The sequence below is a fragment of the Treponema sp. OMZ 906 genome (genome assembly GCF_024181185.1).
GTDB lineage: Bacteria > Spirochaetota > Spirochaetia > Treponematales > Treponemataceae > Treponema.
In genome coordinates this window covers 2,224,240-2,236,595 of sequence record NZ_CP051196.1, presented here as the reverse complement: position 1 = coordinate 2,236,595, position 12,356 = coordinate 2,224,240, and the positions used below count along the sequence as shown (strand labels likewise).

Annotated in this window: 9 protein-coding genes and 1 pseudogene; 4 read left to right on the top strand and 6 right to left on the bottom strand. The window is 45.6% G+C overall.

Features of this window, described 5'->3' with window-relative positions; translation table 11 throughout:
* Positions 1 to 11 precede the first annotated feature (11 nt).
* Positions 12 to 1,388, bottom strand: a complete 1,377-nt coding sequence (locus E4N69_RS10060; RefSeq protein WP_253823734.1) for an aldehyde dehydrogenase — start codon at positions 1,386 to 1,388, stop codon at positions 12 to 14.
* 221 nt (positions 1,389 to 1,609) lie between these two features.
* Here E4N69_RS10060 and E4N69_RS10055 point away from each other — a divergent pair, with 221 nt between their 5' ends.
* From E4N69_RS10055 to acrA, 3 genes are read left to right on the top strand one after another with little or no spacing between them, the layout of a single operon-like run.
* Complete coding sequence (locus tag E4N69_RS10055) at positions 1,610 to 2,782, top strand: acyl-CoA dehydrogenase (protein WP_162664174.1); 1,173 nt, start codon at positions 1,610 to 1,612, stop codon at positions 2,780 to 2,782.
* Between the two features lie 15 nt (positions 2,783 to 2,797).
* Positions 2,798 to 3,598, top strand: coding sequence for an acryloyl-CoA reductase electron transfer subunit gamma (acrB, locus tag E4N69_RS10050; RefSeq protein ID WP_253823733.1), 801 nt, complete (start codon positions 2,798 to 2,800; stop codon positions 3,596 to 3,598).
* Positions 3,599 to 3,618: 20 nt separating this feature from the next.
* Positions 3,619 to 4,722, top strand: coding sequence for an acryloyl-CoA reductase electron transfer subunit beta (gene acrA / locus E4N69_RS10045; protein WP_253823732.1), 1,104 nt, complete (start codon positions 3,619 to 3,621; stop codon positions 4,720 to 4,722).
* Between the two features lie 725 nt (positions 4,723 to 5,447).
* On the opposite strand, the gene E4N69_RS10040 is transcribed toward acrA, so the two are convergent.
* The 5 genes and pseudogenes from E4N69_RS10040 to E4N69_RS10020 all read right to left on the bottom strand — a co-directional run bounded on the left by E4N69_RS10040 (position 5,448) and on the right by E4N69_RS10020 (position 9,324).
* Positions 5,448 to 5,699, bottom strand: coding sequence for a hypothetical protein (locus E4N69_RS10040; RefSeq protein WP_212565530.1), 252 nt, complete (start codon positions 5,697 to 5,699; stop codon positions 5,448 to 5,450).
* A gap of 558 nt (positions 5,700 to 6,257) precedes the next feature.
* A pseudogene (locus E4N69_RS10035) lies at positions 6,258 to 6,479 on the bottom strand (hypothetical protein); the annotation flags it as partial.
* Positions 6,476 to 7,354 carry an Rpn family recombination-promoting nuclease/putative transposase gene (locus E4N69_RS10030; RefSeq protein ID WP_253823730.1) on the bottom strand — a complete coding sequence of 293 codons (879 nt, stop codon included), beginning with the start codon at positions 7,352 to 7,354 and terminating at the stop codon, positions 6,476 to 6,478. The gene E4N69_RS10030 and the pseudogene E4N69_RS10035, both read right to left, overlap by 4 nt.
* A gap of 171 nt (positions 7,355 to 7,525) precedes the next feature.
* The gene (locus E4N69_RS10025) at positions 7,526 to 7,816 is read right to left on the bottom strand and encodes a BrnA antitoxin family protein (RefSeq protein WP_253823729.1); all 291 of its coding nucleotides are present in this window, start codon (positions 7,814 to 7,816) and stop codon (positions 7,526 to 7,528) included.
* A 245-nt stretch (positions 7,817 to 8,061) separates the two neighbouring features.
* Complete coding sequence (locus tag E4N69_RS10020; protein WP_253823728.1) at positions 8,062 to 9,324, bottom strand: DUF2715 domain-containing protein; 1,263 nt, start codon at positions 9,322 to 9,324, stop codon at positions 8,062 to 8,064.
* 247 nt (positions 9,325 to 9,571) lie between these two features.
* Here E4N69_RS10020 and E4N69_RS10015 point away from each other — a divergent pair, with 247 nt between their 5' ends.
* Positions 9,572 to 12,331: a PD-(D/E)XK nuclease family protein gene (locus tag E4N69_RS10015; protein ID WP_253823727.1), complete on the top strand. Its 2,760-nt coding sequence runs from the start codon at positions 9,572 to 9,574 to the stop codon at positions 12,329 to 12,331.
* Positions 12,332 to 12,356: the final 25 nt, after the last annotated feature.

Here is a 12,356-nt window from a genome sequence, read left to right as displayed (position 1 = left end):
TCGGTATGCACCTACATAAACTTTTTAACGAGGTTGAAATTTTTCTCGCTGTAGGGATGATAGCGCATCGGTAAGTCTACCAGCAGGGATTTTTTCATTACGCTCTTTTCGTGGCTGAATGTGTAAAAGCTTTGTTTTCCGTGGTAATTCCCCATGCCGCTTGTTCCGACGCCGCCGAAGGGCATGTACGGTGTCGCAAGATGCACGATTGTGTCGTTGATGCATCCGCCGCCGAACGATACTTCCGACAGAATCTTCCGCTCTACGGCGGCATCCTTGGTAAAGAGATAGAGGGCAAGCGGCTTCGGACGGGCACGGATTTGGTCGACAGCCCACTGCACATCGCTAAATGAGATGAGCGGTAAGATAGGGCCGAAAATTTCTTCCTGCATAACCGGCGATTCAAAGCTGATATTGTCCAGTATCGTCAGCGGTATAAAACGCCCGTGCGCATTCTTTTCCCCGCCGATAACAGCCATTTCTCCTTCCATTAAATGTGAGAGCCGTTCAAAATGTTTGCCGTTGACAATCCGCGTCATATTGCATGAGACATACGCGTCCGTCGGAAAAAATTCACGGAGAACTGCCTTACACTGTTCGATAAACGCTTCTTTTACCGCAGTGTGAATTAACACATAGTCGGGAGCGACGCAGGTTTGTCCGCCGTTCAGTATCTTACCGAAAAGGATACGTCGCGCCGCCGCTTTCATATCGGCGGTTTTATCGACGATACAGGGGGACTTGCCGCCGAGTTCGAGCGTTACCGGCGTCAGGTTCCGCGCAGCTGCTTCCATAACAAGCTTACCGACTACCGTACCGCCGGTAAAGAAGATGTAATCGAACTTTTGCTCCAAAAGCCCGGCATTCTCTTCTCGTCCGCCGGTTACAACCGTAACAAAGCTCGGATCAAAGGTTTCCGCAATCAAATCGGCGATTACTTTTGAGGTTTCGGGAGTGTAATTCGAAGGCTTTATCACCGCGCAGTTGCCTGCAGCAATCGCACCGGCAAGCGGCGTCAGCGTTAAATTGACCGGATAATTCCACGGCGACATAATCAGCACGGTGCCGTACGGTTCATAATAAATCGTACTCGACGCTAAAAAATGACTGAGCGGCGTGCGTACCCGTTTCGGCTTCATCAATTTTTTCAAATGTTTCGATAGAAAGCGGACTTCTTCCTGCACCATACCGATTTCCGTAAGGTAAGTTTCCATCGGCGCCTTGTGTAAATCCTTATAGAGCGCATCGCTTATCCGTTGCTCATACGCGTGAACGGCGGCTCCCAACTTACGGAGCTGTTCTGCGCGGAATTGATATGATTTTGTCGCATTTGATGCAAAAAAAGTTGAAGTATTCCGCACCAATGCGGCGATGGCTATTCTTGTCATATAATCGTTCTCCTCCGACGTAAAGGCTCAAGAGAAAAAAAGTATGATAAAATACGATTCTTCCCCTATCCATTTCGACGGTTTGCTGATATAATCTATCTATAAAAATACTACTATTGGTTGCTGGGATACAACAGCGTAGGTCATTATTATACTATAGAAAAGCCTCTATATAAAGTAGAGATTTTTAATAAAAATCAATATAACGAAGGAGATTCAACATGGATTTTACGTTGAGCAGAGAACAGCTCATGGCGCAGCAGCTGTTTCGCGATTTTGCGCAAAACGAAGTAAAACCGCTCGCTGCCGAAGTCGACGAAGAGGAAAAATTTCCTGAAGAAAATGTCAAAAAGATGGCAAAGCTGGGATTCTTCGGCATTCCCGTCCCGAAACAGTACGGCGGACAGGGGGCTGACGTTTTAACCTATGCCATGTGTGTGGAAGAAATGAGCAAGGTATGCGGAACAACCGGCGTTATCATTTCCGCGCATACTTCACTGTGTATCGATCCGATTATGCACTTCGGAACGGAAGCACAAAAGATGAAGTATGTACCCGATTTAGCCGCCGGTAAAAAGATCGGTGCTTTCGGGTTAACCGAACCGGGCGCCGGAACCGATGCTCAAGGTCAGCAGACAACCGCAGTGCTTGACGGCGATCACTGGGTGTTAAACGGCAGCAAAATCTTTATCACCAATGCGGGCTATGCCGACGTCTTTATCGTTATCGCAGTAACCGGCACGGTAAAAGATAAGAAAGGTCGTTCTATGAAAGAAATCAGCGCATTCATCGTAGAACGAGGATTCCCCGGTTTCTCCATCGGTAAGCATGAAAAGAAAATGGGTATCCGCGGATCTTCCACCTGCGAGCTGGTATTTGAAGACTGCATCGTGCCGAAAGAAAACCTCCTCGGCGTACAGGGACGCGGCTTTATCATCGCTATGGCAACCCTTGACGGCGGACGTATCGGTATCGCAGCACAGGCGCTCGGTATTGCGGAAGGCGCTATCGAAGAAACCATCAAATATACAAAAGAACGTGTCCAGTTCGGAAAGCGCATCAGCCAGCAGCAGAACACTCAGTTCCAGCTTGCGGATATGGCAGCCCGCACTCAAGGCGCTCAGTATCTTGTCTATGCGGCAGCATGCAAGAAACAGGCAGCCAACGAAAATCCCAATATTCGTTATTCCGTAGAAGCGGCAATGGCAAAGCTCGTTGCGGCTGAGGTCGCAAGCGACGTAACCCGACGCTGTCTGCAGCTCTTCGGTGGATACGGCTACACCCGCGACTACCCGATTGAGCGGATGATGCGCGACGCAAAGATTACGGAAATTTACGAAGGCACGAGCGAAGTTCAGCGCATGGTTATTGCCGGAAACCTCGGCGTCAATTAAGGAGGACAAGAACAGATGAAAGCTATTGTTTGTGTAAAACAAGTTCCCGATACATCCGGAAAAGTTGCCGTCAAAGAAAACGGGCAGCTTGACCGCGCTTCGATGATGACCATCACCAACCCCGATGACTTAAACGCGATTGAAGCGGCGCTGCAACTGAAAGATCAAACCGGCTGTGAAGTTGTCGCTATTTCGATGGGGCCGCCCCCTGCAGAAAGCATGCTCCGTGAGCTGTTGGCGCGCGGCGTTGACAAGGCGGTACTGGTTTCCAGCCGTGAGTTCGGCGGAAGCGATACGTATGCTACCAGCCAGATTTTGGCAGCAGCTGTACGCCGCGTCGGTGTAGGACAGGAAGACGTTGTATTCTGCGGACGGCAGGCAATCGACGGCGATACCGCACAGGTAGGCCCACAGATCGCTGAAAAACTGAATCTCCCGCAGATCACCTACGCAGCTGATATTAAAAAAGAAGGCAACACACTGACGGTAAAGCGTATGCTCGAAGACGGCTATATGATGCTCAAGGTAAAAACTCCCTGTCTTATCACCTGTATTAAAGAGCTGAATGAACCGCGCTATATGAGCGTCAGCGGTATTATGGAATGCTACTCAAAGCCGTATGAGGTATACAATTACGAAACCTTGAAGGACGATCCGCTCATCGATAAAGACACGATCGGTTTGGAAGGTTCTCCGACAAACGTATACAAGTCCTTTACCCCGCCGCAGAAGGGCGCCGGTACGATGATGGAAGGCGCCGACAAAGCCGCTTGTGAAAAGCTCGTCGGAATGCTGGCAGAAAAACATATCATTTAATGAAGGAGGAGAATGTACAAATGGCTTACGATAGCAAAGACACTGAAGCCTTCAAAGGCGTGTGGGTATTTTGTGAACAGCGCAACGGAGAAATCCTCAACACCTCGTTTGAATTATTGAGCGAAGGCCGGAAGCTCGCCGATGAATTAAAGGGCGAACTCTGCGGCGTTGTACTTGGAAAAGGTATTAAAGAAGATGCATTAAAGAATCTCGGCGGCTACGGTGCCGACAAGGTGTACTACTGCGAGCACGATCTTCTTGCCGATTATACAACCGATGCGTATACAAAAGTGATTACCGCATTGGTGCAGGATAAAAAACCGGAGGTTTTCCTCATCGGTGCAACAACCATCGGACGCGACTTAGGCCCCCGCTGTGCCGCACGGCTCCATACCGGATTGACCGCCGACACCACGCACCTTGACGTCGATACGGAAAAATACAAGGAATTCCTCCGCACCAGCTCGACGATGGATGTCGAAAAGACACCCTTTAAGGTAAATACCAACTTGAAGATGACCCGTCCGGCTTTCGGCGGTCACTTGATGGCAACGATTGTGTGTCCCCGCTTCCGCCCGCAGATTGCAACCGTGCGTCCCGGCGTTATGAAGAAGCAGGATTTTGATTCGGCAAAAGCGGCAAAGACCGTAATTGAAAAGCCGAAAGTTGAACTTTCCAAGGCCGATATCAGCGTTGATATCCTCGAAATCAAGAAAACAGCAAAGAATATCGTAGACTTGATCGGAGCAAACGTCGTTGTTTCCGTCGGCCGCGGTATTGGTAAAGACCCCAAAGCGGGTATCAAACTGGCAGAAGATTTGGCTCAGGCGCTCGGCGGCGTTGTCGGAGCTTCCCGTGCCGTTGTTGACTCCGGCTGGATGGATGCAAACCATCAGGTTGGACAGACCGGTAAAACCGTACATCCGCACATCTATGTGGCAGTCGGTATTTCCGGAGCAATTCAGCACCTTGCCGGTATGCAGGATTCCGAGTACATCATCGCGGTCAACAAGAACGCTGATGCGCCGATCTTCGGTGTAGCCGACTACGGTATTGCAGGAGACCTGTTCAAGGTACTGCCGATGCTGACCGAAGCGGTTAAAGCGGCAAAAGGCAGCCTGTAATTTTTTAAGCTGTGATGCAAAAAGCCTGTTTTTCCTATGCGGAAGAACAGGCTTTTTTAGTTAACCTACCCAAAGCTTTATGCTAAAAATTCATCCGGCGTATACACGGGTATTTTTGACCCAAAAAAATCTTTTTTATTCGTGCGGAGGGTTTAATACCCCGACGCTTGCGTCGTAACAAAGGGTATTAAAGCCGACTGCAACCACCTTATGAGAACAACATACCCCGACGCTTGCGTCGGGGTATGTTGATTGCGTGTAATAATGCAATCTACCGACACTTCTAATGCGCATTGATATTGCAAACCATCTTCAAAATCAGGAAATGTTTTATTCTTTAAAGCATTTAAAATGCTTTCTTTATTTGCACTACCGATTTCAATGATTTCGAATAAATTGCAAAAAATTTCTCGTACATTCTCTGCCGGAATATACTTCTTTAAGATATAAAATAACGTTCCTTAAAATTCAGCAGCCGAACAAAATATCAATTTTGGAGGATGCTGAATTGGTACGCGATAGCGTACGTACAATCAGCGAGTTTGCAGCAAGCAAACTCGACGTGTTTTTTAGCCGCGCTATTTGAGCGGCTGAAAATAAACGTTGAAATAGTATGAACTGCTACAATTCCTGTTATTTCGTTATCTTTACATTTCTTAATAATAGTTTGTGCATTATTAAAAAAAACAGGACGCTTTGCCAGAAAATCAACCAAAATATTTGTATCAAGTAAGACTTTCATATTTCGTAACCGCAAATTCTATAGCTTCTTGTTTATAATCAATATCCGGCGGTAGGCAACCAGCATACTGTATCAGGGCATCATAAGCTCTATTTTTTTCTTGCTGAGGTATTGTTACAATATGTTGTCTATTCGTTTTTTTCATTTTTACAAATAAATATTCAATATAATGCTGCACTTCCTGCTGCAGCTCCTTTGAAAGCATATTGTATTGCCGCATCATTATATCGTTCATAGAATGCTCCTTATCTACCCATCCCATAGCAGTATAGCACACTTTACCGTTTCATTAAACTCTGCGAGCTTGGTCGTCTTTGCAGCTACTGTGATAGCAAATGGCTGTTATCGTTTACCGAAAATGCAGCATCACCATTTCTCCTTGCTGCAGTACGAACTGTTTACCGGTACACATAAACCTTAGTTCATTGCTATCCTTATTTTCAACAACGACCTCAGGCTACATCCCTTGCTTTACTTGGCAACGGCAAGGCTCACGGTTAGTTGGGTGCAGGGCATTTCCTAAAAGAGAAGATGCCCTGCAAAGCCGGTAGGGAATGGATTAAAACATCTTGCTTCGGTTCTATCGGTTTTATAACCATATTCGGCGGGCAGCATTTTTGAACGGCTTTATTGGAGCCGCTCAAAATAAGCATAGCACATTTACCGGCAATTAAAAACATGTCATCTCTTAGCATCTGCAGAACGGACAGGGATGTACGCTGTTCAACAGACCTGCGGTACTTTTTTGCCTAACTCCTTGCATCTGCTCCGCCTATTTGCAAAAAGCTGATTTTTATAGAGCCTTTATTTCTTCAATGGAAAGGCCTGTTCCTTCAGCTATTTTATCAATATCAAAACCAAACTGCTTAAAAGCCTTAGCCGTTTCAAGTTTGGTTTGATAGGCTCCCTGAGATATACCTTGTTCAATGCCTTCGGCAAAGGCTATTTCCCGTTCTTCTGCTCGTTGTACGGCTATATCGGTTTCATAATCATATTCGGCTAGTAACATGTTTATAATTTTTCTATTTCCGCTTGAGTAAGCCCTGTACCCTCAGCAATTTTTGCTATCGGTATACCCATTTTCTTAAAAGCTAAAGCTGTTTTTATTACTCCATCGGAAAAGCCTCGCTTAATACCCTGTTGTATTCCTTGTTGTATTCCAATTCTTAGACTTTCTTCTCTCTGTACTGCGATGTCCGTATCGTAATCATATTCGGCTACTAACATATTTATTACCTCCCGTGATTTTCTCTGTAAGTATTCTTTTAAGATTCCTTTTTCTATACATATCTTTACCGCATTGGTAAAGCCATTTTCAGGATCAAGTTGCGTTTGTTTTCTTACCTCTTCAACAAAGAGACTGTATTCTTCAAGCGGTTTACAGCGGCTCAATACTTCTGCTCCTTTGTCCTTATTTATGTTATATACCTTTACCTCAAGCTCCAGCGGCACTTTTTCTGGTTTTGTTATAAACGCATCAGATAACTTTAGAACTGTAGTTTCAGGGTAATCTTCCTTGCCGTTATAGAAAACGTAGAATTCCGGCGTAGGTATTTTAGACAGCTTTCTTAAATATCTATCGGTCGGAGCTTGAAGTTTTTCATAGAGCCTTGCTATGTATTCTAAAAAACGCAAAGGCATGTTTTCGTTTATGGTGGATTGATGTTCTGCAAGAACGATAATCTTATTGTCGACAAGGCAGGAAACATCGTTGATTATGTTCATATACATAACATTATCGAGCCTTATGTTTTCTACAGGACAAGACATTTGCAGATTTGTTCCGTGCAAAGCGTTATATAGCGATAAAAAGTTTTCTTTAGCCTTTTCGTCTTCTGCAAAAAGATCGACAAAAACCGAATCTTTATATTTTCTGTTTGCCGTAGTCATAGCTGTTTCCTCTCTTGTTGTATTATAGCATAGATGGGCAGGTTTTAAAGAGGGGGTACCCTCAGCGATTTTTGCTATCAGTATACCCATTTTCTAAGCTAAAGCTGATTTTAGAGAGACCTTTAGCTGTAATCAACAAAGGTCGATTATTCGTGCCTCGTTCCTTATGGTTTATCCAAAAACAGCTTTCCGTAAGATAGCATTTATGCGTGGTTGGTACTCTTGAGTTTCAATCTGTAACGCTTCTATTATGTCACTATCAATACTAACCTGTACAGTGTGGTTTTTACGTTTTTGTAATGTTGCATGAAGCTCATAATAAGGGCGGAATTGTTTAAGCTCCTCTTTTGTCTGCTTTGGGCAGTCCGAAAAATCAGTATTTTGAAAATTTTTGATTTCGTTTAGCCGTTCTTCCGTAAGCAGCGGAAGATTTTTAACTTCATCGAGCGTCATAGTTTTCATAATATTCTGCCTCCTCATCAACTTCGGCTTTTCGTGCAGAGATAAGCCGTATTGCTGATGTTTGCAGCTACTGTGATGGCAAGCGGCGTTTATCGTTTACCGAAAATGCAGCATCACCATTTCCCCCTGCTGCAAGACGAACTGTTTGCCGGTACACATAAACCTTAGTTCATTACTATCCTTATTTTCAACAACGACCGTTAGTTTCTTGTGCACCGGTATCGGCGTAGAAAATGAACGGTTCCTTATAAGCGGAACGAAGGTCCAATGCTGATATTGAGCATATCGATAAATAAATAGCTTGTTTTTCTTTTTCCGTCAGCCCCCCTGTATGAACCGAAAGGAATAAATATAAACGAGTTAAGCGCCGAAACATATAACCCGTATTTTTTTGGAAAATATGTTGTGAATGCAATTTCCGTGCTGACAGTAGGCATGAGTGTGACCGGCCTGAAAAAATGAGCAGGAGAAAGCGCAAATCCCGGGCCGATACCCGCGGAGATTTCAAAATTACTGCCTCTACCGTGAGTATACCCGAACATAAAATGAAATAGAGTAAGCGGCAAAGATACCAATTTCGGTGTCGGTTCATCAGGGTCTTTGGGATAGGTTGTAAACCACACCGCCGTATTATTATGGATAAAAAAACTAAACCCGGATTTTTCTTTTGTAAAAATCATATCAAGATTAAGTGATGGTCCCATAATGATATACAAATCCGGCGGTATCCCTAAAAATACCGTTGATAAAGCAAATGACGGTGCAAATACATACTGTTCAAAAGCCCGCTTCCGCTGTTTTTTAGATTTTACCGTAGGCTGAGTTGTAACCGATCTTTCTTTGGGATAGATACGGAAGGACGCTCCTAAGGCGGCACCTACAGTACTCAACACTTGCATTTTTCCATCATCTGCTAAAGCCGCAGGTAAAAAAACAAATTTATTATTTAATGTGAAATACAGTCCGTATTTTTCGGTAAAGAATTTTGAAATACTTAATTGAGTTACGAGTTCAGGTAAGATAAACATCACCCCCAAGCCGCCTGCTGCCGTAATTTCCAAATCGGTTTTTACTCCGTGGGTATATCCGAACAATACCCCGCCATGCCACACCGGAATATAACCCGCTTGTGCAGAATCCTTGTTTGTTGCGGTGTAGGCAAGCGGAAAAAATACTTCATTTAAGAGTAAAAACGAAAAACCGGATCTAAGGGAAAATTGCATATCGAATTTAATTGAAGGGCCTAAGACGAACGGAAGTTCCAATGTATTTTTTGATGTAGAAAGCTCAAAACCGATACCCATGCCGGCAGTCGGCGCAAAAAGATATTCGTCAAATCCGGCGTGTTTCTTCTGCAATGGCGCAGTATTGTTCGGCTGCCCGCTGCTCGTATCATGTTCTCGGTGTTCGACTTCCGCCGTATCATTGGACTGCAGCGCCGTTTCTTGTGAAAAGCAGGGAATCGCAGAGAAAAAACAAAGAAGAAATATAAAATAAAATTTGTGCATTTATTCATCCCTCCGTTCTCATGTATCACTGAATTTACAGACGATGGAAAAGCGGTATGATGGGGATATTATACTATCCTGCCGGGCAAAAGTAAAGCAAACCGCTAATTGCGTTTAAGAGATGCTCAATCCGATTTTTTTGTGTATAATACATTATTGAGCTTTCATCGCTGATAGAAACCAGATCATAGGCATCTCTAAAAAGTCGGTTAGATTTTTAGAAGCTTCACATATTTAAGAGGTTATTATGCGCATCATATCCGGCTGTTCCACTATAGAAGATTGTATCCGCCGCTACGGTACGGACGCCCGCACCTGTTTTGTGTTTCCGTCACGGATTGCGGCTCGGCTTTGGATGCATCGTGCGCTTGCGTTGACCGGCCTTGCAGCAGTTCCTGCCGAACTGTTTATCGCATGGGATGCCTTTAAGGCGGAGTGCTGTATCGCTCAAGCGGAAAATAAAAATCCGGCGTCTCAGATTATCCGCTTGCTTTTTGCGCATCATATTGCAGCCGACAATGCTGCGGCGGAAAAGCCCTTTCTACAGAACATCATCCCGGCGGATTACGCAGCCGACGGCGCTATATTTGCGCAATGGATTGCCGGTATTTTGCCGCAGTTGGATCACTGGGAAAAACGCGCGGCGCAGCATAAAGCCGGTAAAGACGCCGAGTTCTCCGATTTACGGATTTTGAAAAAAGCATATACGGAATTTTTGGATGCGCACCGCCTCTTTGAACCTTCGTGGGCAGGGGCGGAATTTATCCCGCATGCACAACAGTACATTTTACTCTATCCCGAATTAATGGAAGATTTTGACGAGTATTGCAGTCTATTGGAAGAACGGCCGGAACTGTCGATACTCCCCTCCCCAGCCTTTAAAACGGAAACAACGCCGCTTATCCAATTCGGCACCATGCGGGAAGAGATTCGTTCAACCGCGCTCGCTGTTGAGCAGCTCTTGGCAACCGGAGTTCCCGCCGATGACATTGCGCTCAGCATTGCCGGTATTGAAGATACCGTACCGTATCTCAAGCGGGAGTTTGCATTGCGGAATATCCCTGCTGAATTTCGGCTCGGGTTTAAACTCGGCGAACAGCAGGCGGGGCAGCTCTTTCCGTTGCTTGAACAGTGCGTACAGGAACATTACTCGTTTGAAAGCCTTAAACCGCTGCTGCTCAATCCTCATATTCCGTGGAAGCATCCCGCGCAGATACAAGCGCTCATCAATTTCGGCATAAAAAACAACTGTCTCGTTTCGTGGAAGGATGAAGGACACTATAAAAACGTCTGGAAGGAGGCGTTTAAACTCCCTATCCCGTATAATCCCCATAGCAGTGCTGAGGGAGAGCAAGCCGAAAAAGAGCAGGCAAAAGAGTGGCTCATCCCCTTTATGAAGGCTGCGGAGCGGTTCGTGCAGGCTCAAAGCTTTTCTGAAATGCGACGGCAATATATCCTCTTTAGAGCGCAGTATCTGAATCCCGACGGCTTCTCAGCCGAAGATAATGCCGTCATCGGCCGCTGTATCACGCTTATGCAGGAATTGGTACAGCTTGAAGAGGATTTTACCGACTGTCTGCCTGCACAACCCTATCGCTTTTTTACCGCCCAACTTTCCCGCGAAATCTATGTACCGCAAAATACCGGAAGAGCGGTCAGTATCTTTCCGTTTAGAGTCGCGGCTGCAACGCCCTTTGCGCATCACTTTGTCCTCAACTGCAACCAAAAGGCAAGCAGGGTGATCTATCAAAAACTTCCCTTCTTACGGAAAGACAAACGGGAAGAACTCGGCGTTGTCGAAAAAGATGCAACGCAGGCCTTTTTTGCGGTGTATGCAACATACGGCACAGTGCGCTTTTCCGTTTCCGAACAAACCTTTTCGGGCTTTACCGTCAGCAATGGTATTTTTACCGCCTTTGCTCCTCGTCCCGACCTGAATGACAGCGACTCTCTTTTGCAGGAATATCGCTTCTTTAAACGGGAAGAACCTGCGCCGGAAGCGCTGTATTCCGTACAAAAAGCGGGATTTGAACAATTCGCAGGTATTAAACAAGAACGCGGCTTTTCCTTTTTAACCGAACCTTTTAACGGCAGCCTACCGGTACTTTCTGAAAAGCTCAAAGACGGACACTATACGGACGGGGCATTCCGCATCAGTCAAAGCGGCTTACATCTTTTTTCCGACTGTCCGGCTCAATGGTTTTTGTCGTCGGCACTTTCCATCGACGAAGAAGACACTGATGCGGAACTTTTCAATCCGCGCTATATCGGTATCATTTGTCATCGTATTTTGGAGCGGCTCTATCAGCGTATACGGGAAAACGATAGGGTGTTTATCTCTGCGCATCTCGCCGATTATAGGGAGTGGGCTGAATCGATATTTAATGAGACCGTTCACAGCCAAACCGATTTCCGCGGGCCGCTCGCCGCGCCTTTTATCGAATCGATTAAAAAGCGCAGTTTAAAAAGCGTTGACTTTGTGCTTACGTTCGATGCGGAAAAGCTGGACGGCTATGCGCCGTATTTAATGGAAGGCAAGCTGCAGTACCGGAGCGGAGACATCCTTTATCACGGGCTCGTAGACCGCATCGCCTATCAGGAAGCTGAAGGCCGCGCCGTTATCATTGATTATAAAACCGGCAAGGTTCCGTCCGCTACAGACTATACCTCGGAAGCTATGCGAGATTTCCAAATGCCGATGTACATCTTCCTTGCAGAAAATAGACTGAAACAAGAAGTACTCCATGCTTTTTTTCTCGGTATTACGAAAGAAGAGAGAAAGTACATCGTCAACGATAAAGAGGTGATACCTCAGGGAAGTGCCCGTTCTTCTAAAACGAGGGAAGAATTTGAACCGTCGATTCAGGCTTTTTTACAAATTGCTCAAGCGTACGCGCAACAGGTCGGTATGGAAGACTTTAGAAAACCGGCAGCCGTACAATGGCACGATTGTATGGGATGCCCCTTTCACACTATTTGCAGAACAACCTTTACCGTTGGGGAATAAGACTTATATCTGTTGTATTTAATAG